Consider the following 18,994-nt stretch of genomic DNA (forward strand, 5'->3'; position numbering starts at 1 on the left):
TATGCGTGCAGTCATTCAGGCCGTTTCTTCGGCCAGTGTGCGGGTGGAAGGCGGCGAACCCCGCGCCATCGGCCCGGGGCTGATGATTTTACTGGGCGTCAGGGACACCGACAGTCTGGACATCGTGCCGAAGCTTGCCGACAAATGTGCGGGCCTGCGCATTTTCCCGGACAGCGAGGGCAAGCTGAACCTCAGCGCCCGCGACCTGGGTTATTCGGCGCTGGTGGTGAGCCAGTTCACCCTGTACGGTGACACGAAAAAGGGCTACCGGCCCAGCTTCATCAAGGCCGCCAAGCCGCCGCTCTCCGTAGACGCCTACGAGCTGTTCCTTGCCGAGATGAACCGGCAGGGCCTCAAAGACGTGCAGCACGGTGAGTTCGGCGCAGACATGCAGGTGTCGCTGGTGAACGAAGGCCCCTGCACCATCATCATCGACACCGACGAGTGGAAGAAAAAGGAGTGAGTTCCATGCAGGCTTTTCATATCCCGGGCGCGGCACCGCTGTACACCAACACCTTTCTGCTCATCTCGGATGCAGGCCATGCTGTGGTCATCGACCCGGCGGCAGATGCGCAGACCTATGATAAAATTTTGAAGGAGCACCATGTGCCCCTCACCGCCATCCTGTGCACCCACGGCCACTACGACCACGTGGGCAGTGCCAAAGCCCTGCAGGCCGAGTGGAACGCGAAGCTCTACTGCGAAAAGGCCGATCTGGCAGGTGACCGCATGTATCCGCTTTCCGCTGCCGACTGTGGCTATGCGGAAGGGGAGAGCATCGCGGTGGATGAGCTGACCTTCACGGTCTGGCACACGCCCGGCCACACGCCCGGCAGCGTGGTGCTGCTGTGCGGGGAATATCTGTTCTGCGGCGACACCCTGTTCGCGGGCAGCATTGGCCGCACCGACCTCGAGGGCGGCAGCAGTGCCCAGATGGCCGAAAGCCTGCGCAAGCTGGCAAAGCTGCCCATCCCGCGCGAGACGCAGGTGCTGCCCGGCCACGGCGAGTTTTCCACCTTTGGCGACGAGCTGGACAACAATTACTTCATCCGCAGCGCTGTGCGCGGCAACAATGATTTATTTTAAAGAGTGAACAACATGAAGATTTATATTACCGGCCTGCCTTCCGGCTACGAGGTGGAGCATCTGGTGCGCCTGTTTTACCCCATGGCACCGCTCACCCTTACCCCGCCGGAAGACACCGAAGACTGCGTCTGGGCCGAAAAAACGCCGGACGGCCTGCACGCACTGGTGCGGCAGGGCGGCAAGAGCGCCGAAAAGTATGCTCCGCTGCCTGCGCCTGTGGAGCAGGGCGGCGAAACGCCGGAATTTTCTCTTGCCAGCCTGACCTACGACCTGTTGCGCCAGTGGACCGGCATCCGCCCGCCCTGGGGCAAGATGACCGGCGTGCGCCCGGTGCGGCTCATCCACGACAAACGTGCCGCAGGCTGGACCGAAGCGGAGATCGACCGCTTTTTCCTCGACCGCTTCGATTGCTCCCAGCAGAAATACCAGATGGCCAAGGCCATTGCCGACCTGCAGGAGCCTATTTTGAAAGTGGGCAGCGAGCCGAAGACCTACAGCCTGTACATCGGCATCCCGTTCTGCCCGTCCCGGTGCAGCTACTGCAGCTTCGTCAACTGCAACCTGGACCGCGACCGCAAGATGGTGCAGCCCTATGTGGACTGCCTGTGCCGGGAAGTGGAGGAAATTCGAATCCAGGCCGAAAAGGCAGGGCTTTCCCTTTGCAGCATCTACATCGGCGGCGGCACGCCCACCAGCCTTTCAGCAGACCAGCTGCGCCAGCTGATGGGCACCGTCCGGGCGAATTTTGACCTTTCCAAGGTCGTAGAATATACGGTGGAAGCAGGCCGCCCGGACTGCACCGACGCCGAAAAGCTGGCGGTCATCAAGGAATACGGCGCCACCCGCATCTCCATCAACCCCCAGACCTTCTCGGATGAAGTATTGGCCGGTATTGGCCGCAAGCACTCGGCGCAGGACATTCTGGACTGCTATGCCGAGGCCCGCAAGGCCGGCCACGACGACATCAACATGGACCTCATCGCGGGCCTGCCCGGTGACACGGTGGAGAGCTTCGAGCGCAGCCTGCGGCAGGCCATCGCCCTTGACCCGGAAAACATCACCGTCCACACCTTGACCCTCAAGCGGGCTTCCCGCATCGTCATTGAGGACCAGAAGGAGAACGACTACGCCGATGTCGCCGCCATGCTGGAAAAGTGCCATCTACTGGCCGAAGCGGGCTACCGGCCCTATTACCTCTACCGCCAGAAGAACACCCTGCAGAACCTGGAAAACGTGGGCTGGTGCAAGCCGGGCCACGAGGGATATTACAACATCTATATTATGGAGGAAGTCCAAACCATCCTGTCCGCAGGCGCGGGCGGCAGCACCAAGCTGGTGGCCGACGGCGGCAGGCGGATGCAGCGCATCTTCAATTTCAAGTATCCGAACGAGTATATCCAGCGGTTTGCGGAGGTGCTGGAACGGAAAAAAGGAGTGGCTGATTTTTATGATCACGATCTGGGTCCCGAAACGATTGGTTGAGATCGACCTTTACAATGTGGCGGCCAGAAGCCCCCAGGCGCTGGCAGACCTGAGCGAGCGCAGCTATGCCCAGCGGGTGGATTATGCCGCCCAGAAGATCCAGCTTTCCGGCGCGAAGATCGTCATGCTCACCGGCCCATCGGCCAGCGGCAAGACCACCAGCGCCCACTGCATCGCCAAAGCATTGGAAAAGCGCGGCACCCCGGCCCACGTCATCAGTCTGGACAATTTTTTCAAGGGCGCAGAGTTCTACCCCCGCCTGCCGGACGGCACGCTGGACTACGAAAACCCCGACACGCTGGACCTGCCCCTCATCAAGCAGTGCCTGAAGGAGCTCAGCGAGACCGGCAAGACCGTGCTGCCAATCTACGATTTCGCCGCCGAGAAGCGCTCGGCCGAGGTGGAGCCGGTGGACCTGCAGGGCGGTGTGTGCATCGTGGAGGGCATCCACGCGCTGAACCCCGATTTGACCGGCCTTGTGAAGGGCGACGACATCTACCGGGTGTACGCGGGCCTGCGGGAGGAATACTGCATCGACGGCCGCCGGGTCATCAACACCCAGGACATCCGCCTGTGCCGCCGCACCCTGCGCGACGCCGCCACCCGCGGCCGCAGCCCGGAAAAGACCCTGGCCATGTGGGAGCGTGTGCTGGACGGCGAGACGCGGTATATCAAGGGCTTCAAGACCACGGCGGATTTTTTGCTGGACACTTCCTTCACCTATGAGCTGGGCCTCATCGCAAAGCTGCTGGGCCAGGTGCGCCAGCAGTTCACACTGGAAGGCCACAATGCTGAGCTGTGGGACGAGACGGCCCGCCGCTTTGAGCATGTGATGCCGCTGGAGCTGGCTCTGCTGCCGGAAGACAGTATGCTGCGGGAATTCTACGGCGGCGCGGTGAAGTGACCGGCCAACGTGTGAAAAATGCGAAAAATCTGTTTCCAAATGGGCACGAATCTGTAAAAAGTGCGGCCCGTTCGTTGCAAAGCTGCGCCCTGTGCGCTATAATGAAAACAGCATCCACGGAACACTCGTAAGGAGCACACCGCAGGCGTGCTGCTTTGCAAAGCGCGGCCTGCGAAGATCGCAATAAGAGAGGTGTCTTTTATGGATTTCAACAAGATCAAGGAAATGGGTCTGGAATACGCCGAAAAGGGCAAGAACGCTGCGCTGGATCTGGCGGAGAAGGGCAAGACCCAGGCGCTGATCGTCAGCGAACAGGGCAAGCTGCTCAAGGCACAGCGTCAGCTGGGCGCACTGGTGTACAGCCTGGCCAAGGGCAAGGAAGAAAACCAGCCGCTGGTGGATAAATACATCGAAATGATCGACAGCATCGAGCAGGAGATCGCCCGCCTGAAGGCAAGCCTGACCCCGGCCGAAGCTGCTGAGGTGGACTATGTCGTCCACGAGGATGTGCCCGCCGAGGAGCCGGAGGCCCCTGCCGCCGAGGCACACAAGAGCTGCCCGCAGTGCGGTGCGCCCGTCTCGGACGATGCGCTGTTCTGCAACAAGTGCGGCGCGCAGCTGTAAGCAGCAGCCGGCACGAAGCAAATGCCCGCAGCAGGGCGGCGTCCCGCCAAAGGATGCCGTCCTGTTTTTGTGGAAAGCGCAGAAAACCTTGAAAAATGCGGGAAAATTGCGGCTTTTGCTTGCAAATCCGCAGAAGGTGCGGTACAATTTACAGTATCTTTTGCAAGGGAGATGAAGTCTGTGCTGGACTGGGAACCGCAGCCGCCTTATACGGCTGAGCAGCTGGTGGAAGTGCTCCGCATCCTGCGGGACCCGGAAAACGGCTGCCCCTGGGACAAGGTACAGACCCACGCTTCCATCCGCAAAAACTTTCTGGAGGAGACCTGCGAAGTGCTGGAAGCCATCGACGCCGACGACCCGGACATGATGCGGGAAGAACTGGGCGATGTGCTGATGCAGGTGGCATTCCATGCCGTCATGGAGGAAGAACGCGGCCGCTTCACCTTTGAGGACGTGTGCCGCGCCGTGTGTGAAAAGCTGGTGTTCCGCCACCCGAACATCTTTGCCTCCTCTGCGGCGGAAAATGCCGGTATAAACGGCTGGGATGCGCTCAAAAATAAGGAAAAGGGCCGCACCACTCTGGCCGACGAGCTGGACACAGTGCCCGCCACCCTGCCTGCTTTGATGCGCGCCCAGAAGCTGCAGAAGCGTGCAGCCCGCAGCGGCGGTGCCCGGCCGGATAAGGCCGAGGCACAGCAGGCTTTGCAGACGGCAGTGGCGCACTGGAACGAAACGTCCAGCGCCGAGGCGGCAGGCCGGCTGCTGTTTGCGGCGGCGGATGCCATGCGCCTGGCCGGTGTGGACGCAGAAGAAGCACTGACCTTTGCTTCCAAGCGTTTCTGCGCCGAACAGAAGACCCAAAGCGGTACTCAGGTCCAGGGACCTGCTCCGATAGAGAAACAAACTGTGAGAGAAAATTGAATCAAAAAATCTGGAGGGTATTCTTATGACGAAAACTGATCTGATCGCGCAGGTTGCTGCAAACACCGAAATGAGCAAGAAGGACGCCGAGCGTGCCGTGGGCGCAATGTTCGAGGCACTGGGCAAGGCCATGGCCGATGGCGAGAAGATCACCATCTCCGGCTTCGGCACCTTCGAGGTCCGCGAGCGCGCCGAGCGCCAGGGCATCAACCCTCGCACCCGTGAGCCCATCACCATCGCTGCTTCCCGCAGCATCGTGTTCAAGCCCGGCAAGTCCCTGAAGGACACTCTGTAAGCTGTACTCATTTTGCCGCCGCTGCCTGCAAGAGGGTGCGGCGGCATTTTTTGTGAGACATTTTCTTGGAAAGAAAGGAAAAAAGACGATGCGTCTGGATAAATATCTGAAGGTGTCGCGCCTGATCAAGCGCCGCACCGTCGCCAACGAGGTGGCCGATGCAGGCCGCATCCTCATCAACGGCAAGACCGCCAAGGCCAGTCAGGCCGTCAAGGCCGGGGACATCATCGAGGTGACCTTCGGCAACCGGCCCATCAAGGTGCGGGTGCTCTCGGACGTGGAGCCCCGCACGAAGGATGTGGCCCGCGAGATGTACGAGATCATGGAGCAGCCCGCCGTGCTGGCGGAAAACCCGCCCCGGGAATAAATCCGGTCCGGTTCTGCATAGGATGCAGCAAACCACCCCAAAGGAGCTGCGCCTATGCCGGAAAAAACAACGAACGCCCCCGCCGCGCCCCACGACCTGATTTTGGAGAGCCGCACCCGCCTGACCATCACCGGCGTGCAGAAGGTGCTGCACTGCAGCGCCGAAAGTGCCGCCATCGAGACGGGCAAGGGCACGCTGCACCTTGCCGGCGCGCAGCTGAACATGACCGAGCTGGATCTGGAAGCCGGGCAGGCAAAGTTCACCGGCCGCATCGACGGGCTGGAGTATACGTCCGGTGCCCCGGCGGGTGGCTTCTGGCATCGGCTGCTGCGATGATCCCGGTGCTGCCGCCCCCGGCGCTGGGGCAGGAGATCGCGGCCTGCGCGGTGCTGGGCGGGTGCACCGGCGCGGTGCGGGCGTTTTTCCCGGTGAAAAGCCGCGCCGCCATCCTGCCGGATGTGCTGTGGGTGGGCGCGGTGCTCACCGCCGTGCAGAGCTATGCGGCCGGGGAAAGCTATGCCGGGGTGCTGCGCTGGTACATGGCAGCCGCCGCCTTTGCGGGCGCAGGCGCTGCCGCCTTTGTGCTGGGGGTGCCGCTGCGGGCCGTGGGCCGGGCGGTGCGGCACGCCGCGCGCTGGCCGGGGCATTTTGTCCGGGTGCGGCTGCTGCGGCCCGCCCTTGACCGCCACAAAGAAAACAGACAGGCCCGCAAACGACGCCGGAACGCAAAAAGAACCGCAAAAAATCCCAAAAAGAACTTGCCAAACCGGCAGCGTATGTTGTATAATTCAAACGTATCAAAGTAAGAGTCAAAATGCAATGGGGGCAGAGAGTACGATGGCAGCGCGAGACCGCAGAAAACGCAAGAAGAACGTGGTCTGGAGAACGTTTGTGCGCTTGTTTTTTGTATTGCTGCTGCTGAGCATGCTGGCCGCTTATATCTCCAACCAGGTCACCATCAGCTCCAAACGTGCAGAGCTGGACACGCTGAACGAGCAGATCGCCCAGCAGAAGACCGAGAACGAGGAGATGCAGCGCATCCTCAGCGGCAACGCAGACCAGATCACCGAGTGGGTCGCGCGGGATTCTTACAACTATGCCGCGCCCAATGAGCGCATCTTTGTGGATGTGACCGGCAACTGAGCGGCAAGCATTATTTCGAAAACAAGGAGTATTGAGTTTTGGCAATTGAGGTAGGGAACGTATTTGAAGGCCGCGTTACCGGTGTGAAACCGTTCGGCGCATTTGTGGCGCTGCCGGAGGGCCGCGTGGGCATGGTCCATATTTCCGAAGTATCCAACGAGTTCGTGCAGGACATTGCAGCGGTTCTGCATGATGGCGATATCGTCAAGGTGCAGGTCATCAACATTGCACCGGACGGCAAGATCGCGCTTTCCATGAAGCGTCTGCTGCCGCCGCCCCCGCGCCCCGCACGGGAAGGCCGCGGCCCGGCAGGCGGCCCCCGCCCCGGCGGCCCGCGTCAGGGCGGCCCCCGCGAGGGTGGTCACTTTGGTGCCGGACGCGGCGGCAGCGGCCGTCCCCCGCGGGAAGGCGGACGCCCCCCGCGCGACAGTGCACCCCGTGTGTGGCAGCCCAAGGCTCCCGTCCGGTCCGACAACATGAGCTTTGAGGACATGATGAGCCGCTTCAAGAGCCAGAGCGAGGAAAAAATGGCCGATCTCGACCACGAGACCAACAACCGCCGCGGCGGCGGTTATGCACCCCGCGGACGCGGCGGCCGCCGTTGAGCTTCGCCAGCGCGCACCCGATCTGAATAACAGAACAGACCTGTCTTTGATCGGGCAGGTCTGTTTTTTCGCCAGGACAAAACAAGAAAGGAACTGCAATGCCTGCAAAATTTGAACTGATCGCGCCCTGCTTCTTCGGGTGCGAGTCCACTGCAAAATTCGAGCTGACCCGCATCGGTGCCGAGAACATCCGGGTGGATGACGGCCGCCTGAGCTTTGCCGGCGGTGCCGAGATGATCGCGGCGGCCAACCTCAACCTGCGCACCGTCGAGCGCGTCATGCTGCTGCTGGCCCGCTACAAGGCCGCCACCTTCGACGACCTGTTTGACGGCGTCTACGATATCCCCTGGGAAGAACTGCTGCCCGCCGACGCGGCCTTCCCGGTCACCGGTTCTTCGCTGAACAGCCAGCTGTCCAGTGTGCCCGCCTGCCAGAGCATCATCAAAAAGGCTGTGGTCAAGCGCCTGATGGCCAAGCACCACACTTCGGTGCTGCCCGAGACCGGCGCGGAGTACAAGATCCGCTTCATGCTGCGCAAAGACCAGTGCGAGATCATGCTGGACACCACCGGCGAGGGCCTGCACAAGCGCGGCTACCGCCGCAACGCTATGGAGGCACCCATCCGCGAGACGCTGGCCGCCACCATCGCCGACCTGGGTCGTGTGCGCCGCGACAGTCTGGTAGAGGACCCCTTCTGCGGCAGCGGCACTTTGCTGATCGAAGCCGCCCAGAAAGCCATGAACATCGCACCCGGCCTGAAACGCCGCTTTGCTGCCGAGCGCTACGGCTTCGTGCCCGCTTCCATCTGGGCGGAGCAGCGCCAGAAGGCCCTGGCTGAGTCCAAGCTGGATGTGGGCTTTGAAGCCTTCGGCTATGATATCGACCCTGCCGCCGTGGCACTGGCCAACGCCAACGCCAAGCTGGCCGGTGTGGAAAAGCGCTGCCACTTTGAAGTGGCCGATGTGGCCGATTTTGCCGCGAAGCAGGAGGCCATCGTGCTGACCAACCCGCCCTATGGCGAGCGCATGAGCACCATCGAGGGTGCTGCCAAACTGGCCCGCACCCTGGGCCGCCAGATGGAAGCGCATCCCTGCGCGGGCGTGTATGCCATCACCGCCGACATGGATTTTGAGAGCCACTACGGCAAGCGTGCCAACAAGCGCCGCAAGATGTACAACGGCATGATCCCCTGCCAGCTGTACATGTACTACAGCGCACCCAAGTTCGAGCACACCGCAAAGCCCATGCCGAAGTCCGGCTTTGACGGCAAGCGCACCGCGCCGAACCGCTTTGAGAAAAACAAATAATTCACAATTGTTACCTGCCGCACCGGGCTGCACCGGTGCGGCTTTTTTCGTCCGGCCTGAAAAGTACCGGGAAAAGTTAGGACAAACAGGAATGCATCCTGACAGGGAAATGGACGCATGGACAGGAAGTTTTTGCACTTGTGCGGGAAACAAAACGGCAAAGATGAGACAAATTCATCGGGATTTTACACCGGACGGTTGCACCGGAAGGCAAAATGGATTATACTAGCCTTATTATAAACGTCCAGCGGTGCGCCGCAGAAAGGAATCGTGCGTATGGAGGGAAGGATGCGGCCCTATCTGCCCGAACTGACCATCCGGGATTACAACATCTACCTGCAGTATCTGCGGGGCGTGCGGCGGCAGCTCTATGAGGAATACGGCCTTTACGCCTGCCACCTGCTGCGCACCAACGGGGTGCTGTTTGCCATCCTTTCGGACAGTCTGGCCGGGCGTGCAGCCACCTGCCAGCGCAAGCGGGTGCCCGGCACGCTGGTCTGGCGCAGGCTCATGTGCCAGACCCAGGGCATCCGGCAGGCGGCGCAGGTGGAGGTGCTGCTGGGGTGGCACAGCCTGCAGGACCGCAGGTACGACGAGCTGCGGCCCCTCAAGCGCCTGCGCCGCGCAATGGACCGGCTGCTGCTGCGCCGTGCCTACGAGCGCACCGTGCAGGAGAACCCGGCGCTGGAACGGCTGTTCGGCCAGGAGCGGGAGCAGGCTGTGGTGCAGATGAACCTTAGCGCCAAGAACTACAGCCTGGCCGCCGAGCCCATGAGCAACATCTACGGCGCGCTGTACTCCACCCTTGCCACCGACGACCCCAGCCAGCGCAAGAGCATGCGCTACATCGGCAGCAGCATCGGACGTATCTTTTATCTGCTGGACAAGGCCGAGCGGTTTGAGAAGGATAAGCGCAGCGGCCGCTACAACGTGTTCGTGGTCAACGACCTGAAGGGCCAGACCGCCGCCGTGGAGAACGCCCGCCGCCAGGCGCTGGCAGCCGCAAACGACCTGATGCGGGTGTACAGCATGCTGGACATCAAGCTCAACCGCAGTCTGCTGGATAACATCATGCTGCTGGGCCTGCACCACGCGGTGGACCCGCTGGAAGCCGGTGCCGAGCAGGAAAACTGGGAGATCCCATGAAAAAGCAACAACGAAAAAGCTGGGCCATGGCCTACTGCGGCATCGTGGCGGCGCTGTGCGTCGCGCTGATGCTGCTGGGCGCTGTGATCCCCATTGCCATGTTCATCGCGCCCGCCGTTGCGGGCTTTCTCATTGCCACGGTCTGCGTGGAGTGCGGCCGTACCATGGCCCTCACGGCCTATGCGGCGGTGGGCCTGCTGGCGGTGCTCTTTGTGCCGGATAAGGAAGTGGCGCTCATCTTCGTGTTCCTGCTGGGGTATTACCCGCTGGCAAAGCCGTGGTTCGAGCGCATCCGCCCGGCCGCGCTGCGGGGGCTGGCAAAGCTGGCGCTGTGCAACGGCGCGGTGCTGGCTATGTACGGGCTGGTGTTTTTGCTGGTGCCTGCGGGCAGCATCTCGCAGGAGCTGCGGGCCACGGCCACAGCCGCTGCGCTGGCCACGCTGGCCATGGGCAACGTGGCCTTTCTGCTCTACGACCGGGCGCTGCACAACATGCTGCTGATGTACAAACTGGTCTGGCAGCCGAAGCTTCATAAAACATTGGGCTGGCATTGAGCCAGCCTTTGTGCTATAATAAGGCCTCGAAAGGTGGAATGTGGACAATACGGGTGACGCAAAGCGCCGGGCCACGCGGGTGACAGCCGCGAGGGTGACGAGGAGAGGAATCATCGAAAGATTCGGCGGATGTTTCTCCGGCTGAGGGCTAGACCAGCCGCAGAGAAGGGCAAAAAACGGCAGCGATACCGCAACAGATCCCTTCAAAGAAAGCCATACAAGAACATAAACTAATGACAAGAAGCTGGCCGTGGGGCACTGCGCGTTTTGGCGCGGGGCACGGCCGGTATGGAGGTGTTTTGTATGTGCGGCATTGTTGGTTATGTCGGGAAGCGCAGCGCACAGGATGTGCTGCTGGATGGCCTGGAAAAACTGGAATATCGCGGCTATGACTCCGCCGGTGTGGCGCTTGCGCTGGACGGCGGCATCCGAGTGGTGAAGGCGAAAGGCCGCCTGACCGCCCTGCGGGAGCGCTTGGCAGCACAGCAGCTGGCCCAGAGCTTCTGCGGCATCGGCCACACCCGCTGGGCCACCCATGGCGAACCCAGCGATGTGAACAGCCACCCGCATTCCACGCCCCGCGTGAGCATCGTTCACAACGGCATCATTGAAAATTATGGCCTGCTCAAGGAGCGCCTGATCGCAAAAGGCTACACCTTCCAGAGCGAGACCGACACCGAAGTGCTGGTGAAGCTGATCGACAGCTGCTACACCGGCGACCCGCTGCGTGCGCTGCAGCAGGCCCTTGCAAAGGTGCGCGGCAGCTATGCGCTGGCCGTGCTGTTCCGGGACTACCCGGACACCGTGTTCGCCGTCAAGCGCGAGAGCCCGCTGATCGTGGGCTGGGGCGAGGGCGAGAACTTTGTGGCTTCGGATATTCCGGCCCTGCTCAAGTACACCCGCAAGTACAGCGTGCTGGAAGAAGGCGACATGGCTGTCTGCACCGCAGAAGGCATCCGGTTCTACAATGAGTTCGGCGAGCCGGTGGAGCGCGAAGTGCTGACCGCCGACTGGGATATGGAAGCGGCCGAGAAGGGCGGCTACCCGCACTTCATGCTCAAGGAGATCAACGAGCAGCCCGCAGCCATCACGGCCACGGTCAGCCCCCGTGTGGAGGACGGCCTGCCGGTGCTGCGCATCCCGGAGCTGACGGATGAGGTGCTGCGGAACATCGGCACGGTGCATCTGGTGGCCTGCGGCACGGCCATGCACGCGGGCATGGTGGGCAAGACTGCCATTGAAGCGCTGGCCCGGGTGCCCGCCGAGGTGGACATTGCCAGCGAGTTCCGCTACCGCGACCCCATCCTGCGGCCCAACGATCTGGTCATCATTATCAGCCAGTCCGGCGAGACCAGCGACACGCTGGCAGCGCTCAAGCTGGCCAAGAGCCGGGGCGTGCCGGTGCTGGCCATCGTGAATGTGGTGGGCAGCTCCATTGCCCGGGCGGCAGATTACGTCATGTACACCTATGCCGGGCCGGAGATCGCTGTGGCGTCCACCAAGGCCTATATGGTGCAGATGTGCGTGCTGTACCTCTTTGCACTGCGTCTGGCCTATGCGCGCGGGGAGCTGAGCGAGGCCGATACCCGCCGCTACACCGCCGAGCTGCTGCGTGCCCCGGAGGTCATCAAGCCCCGCCTGGCAGACTGCGAACAGATCAAGTACCTCGCCAGCCGCTATGTGAATACCCAGAGCTGCTTCTTCATCGGGCGCGGGTTCGACTACGCCCTCTCGCTGGAGGGCAGCCTGAAGCTGAAGGAGATCAGCTATGTGCACTCGGACGCCTACGCGGCCGGTGAGCTGAAGCACGGCACCATCAGCCTGATCACCGACGGTGTGCCGGTCATCGCGCTGGCCACCCAGAAAAAGGTCTATGAGAAGACCATCTCCAACGCCAAAGAGACCCGCAGCCGCGGGGCGCGGGTGCTGCTGTTCACCACGAAGGACGCTGTGGTGCCGGAAGGCGTGGCCGATGCCGTGGTGCGGCTGGATGAATATGAGGACATCTTCATGCCGCTGCAGCTCATCGTGCCGCTGCAGCTGTTTGCCTACTATATGGCGGTTCTGCGCGGCTGTGACGTGGATAAACCCCGCAACCTGGCAAAGAGCGTGACGGTGGAATAAACCCGTTGAAACGCTCCGCAGGCGGCATAGAACGGAAAAACAAAAAGAGGACATCTTCTGAAGTTCAGAAGATGTCCTCTTTGTATGTCAGGGGAAGATCCGCGGGAAAGGCTTACCAGAACCAGTACCGCTTCTTGAACGCGATGTAGGCCACGCCGATGATCACGACCACCACGCCGCCTGCGATGAAGAAGGTCCAGTTGACGTTGGCGAACTTCAGGTTCTGGTTGGTCAGCAGGTAGCGGCCGGCTGTGTCTGCGGTGATGATGCCGTCGGTGTAGCTGTTCAGGTACTGCCACTTGCCGGAGACCGTGTTGTACAGGTACAGGCGGGAGTAGGTGCTCACGTCCAGATCAATGCGCACCGAGCAGGGGAGGGCGTGGCCCTTGTCCAGCTCAAACTCAATGCCCTGATCGGTCTCGGTGAGGGTGAGCATGGTGTCCAGCTCACTGGTGGTGCTCTTGACGCCGCTGCCTGCGATCTGCATGGTGTAGCCGTCGCCCACGACGCACAGGGTCTTGCCGGTGGTGCGCAGCGCGTTGAGGATGTCACCGGTCACGGTGGGGACCTCAGCCTGGGTGAAGACGATCTCGTTGTCCTCGCTGTCCTGGATGGCCTGGACCACCGGGTCCAGCGTGACGGAATTGTCGTCGTCGGTCGGCTCGCTGCTGCCATCCTCCGAGGAAGAAGACGCGGAGCGGTTGACGATGACCGTCACCATGGCGGACGCCGTGCCGTTGGAAACCGTGATGGAGGTGGCACCGGTGCCCACCGCTGTGATCACGCCGGACGGGCTGACCGTGGCGATGCTGCTGTTGGCAGACTTATAGGTGAACTTCTGGGAAGCCGAGGAAGGCGTTGCCTTGGCCGTCAGAGTGCGGGTGGCACCGGGCTTCAGCACCACATAAGAGGGGTCTACGGTAACGACCTGACCGCTGTTGGAACTGGTCGAGGTGGAACCCGTCTCCGTGCTGGGGATGCTGATGACGGTGACCTTCGTGGTGGCCGTCACCGAGCCGCAGGTGGCGGTGATGGTGGCGGTGCCGGGCGCAATGCCGGTGACGCGGCCAAAGTTGTTCACGGTGGCCACCTTTTCATTGGAGGAGGTCAGGGTGACGGTGGCATAGCTGGAAGCGGAGGAAGGCCGCACCTGCAGCTGTGCCGAGACCGAGTTGCCAACATAAATGGTGTTGGAGGAGAGGGAAAGGTCCATCTCGGTGACGATCATGGAAGAATCCATGGAAACGGCGATGGTGTAGGCACAGATCTGGTTGCCGGCGGCTGCGGTGATGCGGGTGGTGCCCACGCCCACAGCCTGCACGACGCCGCTGTTGCTGACCGTCAGGATGGAAGTATCATCCGAAATGTAGACCACCGTGTCCGTGGTATTGCGGGGGCGCACCGTCGGGGACAGCTGCTGCGAAGAACCCAGCAGCATGTTGGCGGTGTAGCTGCCCGCGTCGATGCTTTCAGCGGGCACATCCTGATTCCACGGCAGGGTGACATTGCTCAGGGCAAGGCCCGTCAGCGGGGAGGCCGCCGAAGCGGAAACGGCGGTGCCGCCCACCAGCAGGCAGAGCACTGCGGCGCAGACTGCCAGTTTTTTTGCGGTTGATTTCATGTTTTGTATACCTCTTTGGGTGGTTTGAAACGGGCTGACAGCGCAGCACCGGGGAAACGCCTTAGCGGAACAGGACGCCCAGAGCTTCCATCGCGTATTCGAAGTAAGTGACCTGGTCGTACTCCACGCGGGCGGTGACGCTCATACCGTTGGAAAGGTCCACCTTGTCGCCGCTCTTGCTCACCACATAGGTGGTGTCGGGCTTGATGGTCATCTTGTAGTAGGAGCCGCTGGTGCTGGAGGTCACGTCGCTGTCAATGGAAGTGACCGTACCGGTCAGGGTGCCGTAGGAATACTCGGAAAGGCCGGTGATGGCGATCTTGCACGGGTCGCCCACATGCAGCAGGGGGCGGTCGCTCACGGTGACCATGGCCACGATCTCCAGATCGTTGTTCTCGCTGGCGACGGTGGCCAGTGCGGAGCCGGCGCTGAGCACCATGCCCTCTTTATAAGGGCTGTCCATGTGGATGGTGCCGGAGGTGGGGGCATAGATGTAGTAATCGTTGGCACCGTTGTTCAGCGAGTCGATCTGCGCCTGGATGTTGTCCACATTGGTCTGTGCGCTGGTGATATTCTGGGAGATGGTCTGCATGGTGGAGTAATACAGCGCTTCCAGCTCGCTCTGGCTCTGCTCCATCAGGGTCTTGATCTGGGTGTCGGAGTAACCGGCAGCCTGGTAGGCCGAAGCATCAAAGGTCTTCTGGGCCACCTGGCTCTTGTAGGTCTCATACTGGTAGTAGTAGGGCTGATCTTCGGGATCGGTCTCGCTGAAGTAGTTGGTGTCGTCCTGCACGCACTGCAAGAGCTTTGTGTACTGGTCCAGCTGGGTCTGGTAGATCTTTTTCTGGCTCTCCAGGTTTTCCTGCTGCATATCCAGGTCGGTGCTCTTGATGTGGGCCACGAGGTCGCCCTCGTTCACATAGCTGCCCTCGGAGATATACAGCTCGGTGATGGAGCCGGAATAGCTGGACATGATATAGGTCTTGTTGCTGGCCTGCACAGTGCCGGAGTTCTGGCTCACATAGATGCGGTTGGTCTTGGTGCTCCACACCACCAGAAACGCCATGAACACGCCCACCAGGATGAGAAAAGCGTAGCCGAAGGGCGGCAGCTTTTTCTCCATCATGATGCGGCGATCCTGCAGGTCAGACAGGTTCTGAACATTCATCGTCATAATTACTTGATCTCCATAAAGACATCCACAACGGCGTCATCATCGTCCTGGCGGACAAAGATGGTGTAAGTGTCGCCGGTGAGGGTCTGCTCGTTTTCAAATGCATGGATCTGCAGTTTGGAAGCTGCCAGCTGGCTCTGGCTCATGGGGCCGCAGTAATGGGCGTAGAGGCAGTTCTTCACGCGCAGCACAGCGTCCATGTGGTAGCCCTGCTCCATCTGGGGGATGAACTGGGTGGCCTGCTGCATGAGGATGAGCTTCATCTGGTGGTCCGGGGTAAAGGTGATGGCCTGCACCAGCGGGCCGATGGGCTGTGCGCCGTTGCTTTTCATGAAGTTCTGCATCTGGGTCAGCACCAGCTGCATGTTGCCCATCTCCGTGGGCTGGACTTCGTGAGACAGAACATTGGTGAGCTTGAGCGTCTTGTTTTCAGCAACTTTGATCTCGTTCATGATAGATACCCCTGTTTCTCAAATTTATTTTTTCGTTGGATATACAAAAGGAAAGCGGCGGCCCTGCCCAATAAAATGTGCCCGGAGGCGGAACGCCCCCGGGCACACCATAGCGAGGCATTGTCACCTGATTTGGCAAGTGCCCTTCCGATGAACATTCCGATCGGATCCGTGTGCTGCCCCTCAGCAGGGAAGCACCGGGGAGCGGGAATGCATCAGTAGGTCATCGACTCGCCGTCGTCGTCTTCTTCCACGACTGCAGCCGCCACCGGCTTGGGGGCCTCTGCCTTCTTGCGGAAGATACCCTGCTGCATGTTCCACAGCTCGTAATACTTGCCTTCCTTGGCCAGCAGCTCGTCGTGGGTGCCGCGCTCCACGATCTTGCCGTGATCCATCACCAGGATCAGGTCACAGTCACGGACGGTGGACAGGCGGTGCGCCACGATCAGCATGGAACGATCTGCAAGCTCGTTGTAGATCATGTTGAAGATCAGGTTTTCGGTCGCGAAGTCCAGATTGCTGGTGGACTCATCCAGAATGTAGAGGTTGGAGTTCTTCAGGAAAGCGCGTGCCAGCGCGATGCGCTGCTTCTCGCCGCCGGAAAGGCCGTTGCCTGCTTCCTCCAGATAGGTATTGTACTGCAGGGGCAGGTGGCGGATGAAGTCGTGAGCGTCCGCTTTCTTGGCGGCCTCCTTCACTTCGTCCAGCGTTGCGTCCATGCGGGAAACGCGGATGTTGTCGTAGATGGTCTTGCTGAACAGCTCAATGTTCTGCGGCACATAGGAGATGGCGCGGCGCACCGAAGCGTTGGTATACTCGGCCAGGTTCACGCCGTTGATGTCGATCTCGCCATCCTCCGGCTCGTAGTACTTGAGCAGAAGCTTGGTGATGGTGGACTTGCCGCTGCCGCTGCTGCCCACCAGCGCGACCTTCTTGCCGGCCGGGATGGTGAAGCTGATGTGATCCAGCGCCGGGGCGCGGTTGCCGTAGCGGAAGGTGACGTCCTTGAACTCAATGTCGCCCTCGACCTTCGGCAGGTCGGTGCGGTCTTCATCGCCTGCCTGCTCGGAGGGGTAATCCATGATCTCGGTCAGACGCTTCATGGAGATACTGGCCTCCTGGATCTGCATCTGCAGACCGATCAGGTTGCTCAGCGGGGAAGTGAAGTAAGAGGAAAGGGTGCTGAAGGCCATGAAGCCGCCCAGCGTCATCTCGCCGTTCAGCACCTGGCTGATGCCCACATAGGTGGTCAGCATGCTGAAGCCGGTGGAGATAAAGGAGGAGATCAGGCCCTGGGTGCTGCTGATCTTGCTGGACCGCAGGCTGATCTTCAGGCTCTTGATGTACTCACGCTCGAGGTTGTCCATTTCGGTGTCCTCGTTGGCGTTGCACTTGACGGTCTCGATGCCGCGCAGGCTCTCGATCATCTGACTGTTCAGCGCAGCGGACTGCACCATGGTCTCCTCGTTGATCTTCTTGTAGGGCTGCTTGTAGATCAGCACCAGCAGGATGCTGACCAGCGCCATGAACAGGGAGATGGAGAACAGGGTGGAGTTCATGCGGAACAGGATGACGCCGGTGATGATGGCCATCGAGATATCCATGACCAGGCTCAGCGCGATGCTGGTGAAGATGGATTTGATGGTGTTCGCATCCGAATAACGGGTGGTGATATCACCGGTCTTGCGGGTAGCGAAGAACTTCATGGGCAGCTTGAAGATGTGCCCGAAGTAGCCCAGCATCAGCGGGATGTCGATCTTGATGGACAGATAGATCAGCACCCACTGCCGGACGAAGCCCACCAGCGTGTTCGTGATGCTCACCAGACTGAACACGACGATCAATGTCACCAACAGGTTGCTTAGTCCGTATGGCAGCACTTCATCCATCAGGATCTTATTGAACATGGACGACGCGATGCCCAGGATCGTGACGATCAGCGAACCCAGGATGGCATACACAAAGAGCTTTTTCTGCGGCAGAAGCAGGTCGATGTACCGCTTCATCATGCCGCCCTTTTCGATCTTGCCGCCCTTGAACTCCGAGGTGGGGTTCAGCAGCAGCAGCACGCCGGTGAAGTTCTTGTAGAACTCGTCCAGGCTGATCTTTTTCAGCTCCGAGGCGGGGTCGCCAATGACGACGTAATCCTTGCACTTGTGCTTTTTGCCGTTCTTTTCGTCTTCCTTGACGGACTCGGCTTCTTTCAGCATGTGCTTGCGGCGCTCGGCGTCATCTTTGATCGTGGTCTTTTTGAAGACGACGACAAAGTGCGCCAGGCCCTGGTCGGTGATGACCTGGGCGATGCAGGGCAGGGAGAAGTCGCTCAGAAAATTCTCGCGGTCCACGCGGACGGCTGCTGTGGTGAAGCCCAGCTCATTCGCGGCCTTCTGCAAACCGACAAGGTTCGTGCCTTTCAGGTCAGTGCCCATCATGTCGCGCAGGCGGGTGATGGTAACTTCCTTTTTGTAATGGAGGCACACCATTGCGAGGCAGGCCGCCGCACAGTCGGTGGCGTCGTGCTGCCGGACGTAGGTATAACGCATAGATGCTTCCTTTGACTATATACAAATTTATTCAAACACAGCAGCTCCGCCGCCCGGGACCGGACAGCGAAAACTGCGGATCTGACCAAGAGAAAATGAGCCGCGCCGTTTTGACAGCAAGAGACCGGTGCCTGTGCTCCGGCCTGCAAAGAACCAGAGCATAGCACCGGTCTGCTGTGATCAAAAGAAGGGAGCGCCTGCCCTTTGATTCCTGTGCAGACTTTTGGAAAAGTGTACACAAATCCCAAAAGCTCATAGGCAGTATACCACAATATGACAGTATCTTCAAGTGGTCAAATTTTAAGAAATCATTAATGTGTGTCTCTTTTGCCGCGCCGGGCCTTGCTTTTGAGGGAACAGAGATATCGCACTGCGGCAGAACGCAAGATGCCGGGTAAAACAAAAGGAGCAATGTCCACAAAGAACATTGCTCCGATGGCGCCTCTTGCCTGACTCGAACAGGCGACACCCTGATTAACAGTCAGGTGCTCTAACCGACTGAGCTAAAGAGGCAGATCACAATTGTGACTGCGAGAGATATTATACCGCAGAACAGGGCCTTTTGCAAGCTTTTTTGCAAAAAAGATGCAGGAAATTGCGGCACAAACAAAAACACCCTGCAGAACGTGGATTCTGCAGGGTGCAA

At 60.4% G+C, this 18,994-nt stretch carries 20 protein-coding genes and 1 tRNA gene; 16 read left to right on the forward strand and 5 right to left on the reverse strand.

From position 1 onward, the window contains the following. Nucleotide 1 precedes the first annotated feature (1 nt). The 16 genes from dtd to glmS all read left to right on the forward strand — a co-directional run bounded on the left by dtd (nt 2) and on the right by glmS (nt 12,558). Complete coding sequence (gene dtd / locus CGS49_RS10040; RefSeq protein WP_097801697.1) at nt 2-463, forward strand: D-aminoacyl-tRNA deacylase; 462 nt, start codon at nt 2-4, stop codon at nt 461-463. 5 nt (nt 464-468) lie between these two features. Continuing rightward, nucleotides 469-1,086: an MBL fold metallo-hydrolase gene (locus CGS49_RS10045; RefSeq protein ID WP_097801698.1), complete on the forward strand. Its 618-nt coding sequence runs from the start codon at nt 469-471 to the stop codon at nt 1,084-1,086. A gap of 12 nt (nt 1,087-1,098) precedes the next feature. Beyond that, nucleotides 1,099-2,568: a coproporphyrinogen dehydrogenase HemZ gene (hemZ, locus tag CGS49_RS10050; protein ID WP_097801699.1), complete on the forward strand. Its 1,470-nt coding sequence runs from the start codon at nt 1,099-1,101 to the stop codon at nt 2,566-2,568. Next, complete coding sequence (locus CGS49_RS10055; RefSeq protein WP_097801700.1) at nt 2,534-3,472, forward strand: uridine kinase family protein; 939 nt, start codon at nt 2,534-2,536, stop codon at nt 3,470-3,472. The genes hemZ and CGS49_RS10055 overlap by 35 nt, the downstream gene beginning before the upstream one ends. 201 nt (nt 3,473-3,673) lie before the next feature. After that, nucleotides 3,674-4,096: a zinc ribbon domain-containing protein gene (locus CGS49_RS10060; protein WP_097801701.1), complete on the forward strand. Its 423-nt coding sequence runs from the start codon at nt 3,674-3,676 to the stop codon at nt 4,094-4,096. A 171-nt stretch (nt 4,097-4,267) separates the two neighbouring features. After that, nucleotides 4,268-5,017 (forward strand): nucleoside triphosphate pyrophosphohydrolase, encoded by a 750-nt coding sequence (gene mazG, locus CGS49_RS10065; RefSeq protein ID WP_097801702.1) that lies wholly within the window; start codon nt 4,268-4,270, stop codon nt 5,015-5,017. A 25-nt stretch (nt 5,018-5,042) separates the two neighbouring features. Further along, a complete protein-coding gene (locus CGS49_RS10070) occupies nt 5,043-5,312 on the forward strand; it encodes an HU family DNA-binding protein (protein WP_097801703.1) in 270 nt (89 codons plus the stop codon). An 88-nt stretch (nt 5,313-5,400) separates the two neighbouring features. Beyond that, nucleotides 5,401-5,679 (forward strand): RNA-binding S4 domain-containing protein, encoded by a 279-nt coding sequence (locus CGS49_RS10075; protein WP_097801704.1) that lies wholly within the window; start codon nt 5,401-5,403, stop codon nt 5,677-5,679. Between the two features lie 54 nt (nt 5,680-5,733). Next, a complete protein-coding gene (locus tag CGS49_RS10080; protein ID WP_097801705.1) occupies nt 5,734-6,015 on the forward strand; it encodes a YabP/YqfC family sporulation protein in 282 nt (93 codons plus the stop codon). After that, nucleotides 6,012-6,485 carry a hypothetical protein gene (locus tag CGS49_RS10085; protein WP_097801706.1) on the forward strand — a complete coding sequence of 158 codons (474 nt, stop codon included), beginning with the start codon at nt 6,012-6,014 and terminating at the stop codon, nt 6,483-6,485. Before CGS49_RS10080 ends, CGS49_RS10085 begins: the two co-directional genes overlap by 4 nt. A gap of 85 nt (nt 6,486-6,570) precedes the next feature. Further along, entirely contained in the window at nt 6,571-6,822 is a 252-nt protein-coding gene (locus tag CGS49_RS10090) for a septum formation initiator family protein (protein ID WP_242975436.1), read from the forward strand. A 38-nt stretch (nt 6,823-6,860) separates the two neighbouring features. Next, complete coding sequence (locus CGS49_RS10095) at nt 6,861-7,427, forward strand: S1 RNA-binding domain-containing protein (protein ID WP_097801708.1); 567 nt, start codon at nt 6,861-6,863, stop codon at nt 7,425-7,427. Between the two features lie 98 nt (nt 7,428-7,525). Continuing rightward, nucleotides 7,526-8,734: a THUMP domain-containing class I SAM-dependent RNA methyltransferase gene (locus CGS49_RS10100; RefSeq protein WP_097801709.1), complete on the forward strand. Its 1,209-nt coding sequence runs from the start codon at nt 7,526-7,528 to the stop codon at nt 8,732-8,734. A gap of 276 nt (nt 8,735-9,010) precedes the next feature. Then, a complete protein-coding gene (locus CGS49_RS10105) occupies nt 9,011-9,880 on the forward strand; it encodes a DUF5685 family protein (protein WP_097801710.1) in 870 nt (289 codons plus the stop codon). Continuing rightward, entirely contained in the window at nt 9,877-10,434 is a 558-nt protein-coding gene (locus tag CGS49_RS10110) for a hypothetical protein (RefSeq protein WP_097801711.1), read from the forward strand. The genes CGS49_RS10105 and CGS49_RS10110 overlap by 4 nt, the downstream gene beginning before the upstream one ends. A 303-nt stretch (nt 10,435-10,737) precedes the next feature. Next, nucleotides 10,738-12,558, forward strand: coding sequence for a glutamine--fructose-6-phosphate transaminase (isomerizing) (gene glmS, locus CGS49_RS10115; RefSeq protein ID WP_179859064.1), 1,821 nt, complete (start codon nt 10,738-10,740; stop codon nt 12,556-12,558). A gap of 112 nt (nt 12,559-12,670) precedes the next feature. Here the strand turns inward: glmS and CGS49_RS10120 are convergent, their stop codons facing one another. The 5 genes from CGS49_RS10120 to CGS49_RS10140 all read right to left on the reverse strand — a co-directional run bounded on the left by CGS49_RS10120 (nt 12,671) and on the right by CGS49_RS10140 (nt 18,861). After that, the gene (locus tag CGS49_RS10120) at nt 12,671-14,179 is read right to left on the reverse strand and encodes an Ig-like domain-containing protein (protein ID WP_097801712.1); all 1,509 of its coding nucleotides are present in this window, start codon (nt 14,177-14,179) and stop codon (nt 12,671-12,673) included. A gap of 61 nt (nt 14,180-14,240) precedes the next feature. Beyond that, entirely contained in the window at nt 14,241-15,353 is a 1,113-nt protein-coding gene (locus CGS49_RS10125; RefSeq protein ID WP_097801713.1) for an HlyD family secretion protein, read from the reverse strand. 2 nt (nt 15,354-15,355) lie between these two features. After that, on the reverse strand, nt 15,356-15,805 hold the full coding sequence (locus CGS49_RS10130; RefSeq protein WP_097801714.1) for a hypothetical protein: 450 nt from the start codon (nt 15,803-15,805) through the stop codon (nt 15,356-15,358). Between the two features lie 215 nt (nt 15,806-16,020). Further along, complete coding sequence (locus CGS49_RS10135; protein ID WP_097801715.1) at nt 16,021-18,348, reverse strand: peptidase domain-containing ABC transporter; 2,328 nt, start codon at nt 18,346-18,348, stop codon at nt 16,021-16,023. A gap of 436 nt (nt 18,349-18,784) precedes the next feature. Next, a tRNA-Asn gene (locus CGS49_RS10140) sits at nt 18,785-18,861 on the reverse strand. Nucleotides 18,862-18,994 lie beyond the last annotated feature (133 nt).

The sequence above is a fragment of the Faecalibacterium langellae genome (assembly GCF_002549775.1).
GTDB classification, from domain to species: Bacteria; Bacillota; Clostridia; order Oscillospirales; family Ruminococcaceae; genus Faecalibacterium; species Faecalibacterium langellae.